1 pseudogene is annotated in these 298 nt (G+C 72.1%); it reads right to left on the reverse strand.

The annotated features are described in order from the left end of the window. Positions 1–298, reverse strand: a pseudogene (locus tag KI686_RS17250) (YdeI family protein); the annotation flags it as partial.

Here is a 298-nt window from a genome sequence, read left to right on the forward strand (position 1 = left end):
CGCGAGCCGGGCCTTGTTGGTCGCGGCCCAGCCGCTGCCCTTCCGGCGCGGCGAGAACCACTGGCCGACGGAGTTCTCCGCGAAGGTGCGCACCGGGCCGTCGATCCACCCGAAGCACAGGGCGTGCCGCACGGCGTCCTCGTAGTCGATGCCGCTCGCCGCCGATCCCCGCACGTTCAGCAGCCACACGCCGGATGCCGTGGCGTGATTGGTCTCCAGCCAGTCACGCCAGGCCGCGGCATCCGCCGCCGTCACCTGCTCGCCTTCGTCGAGAACGCCCATCCGCACCTCCGTGTCG

The organism is Polaribacter sargassicola, from assembly GCF_021991835.1.
In the GTDB taxonomy this organism is placed as follows: Bacteria; Bacteroidota; Bacteroidia; order Flavobacteriales; family Flavobacteriaceae; genus Polaribacter; species Polaribacter sargassicola.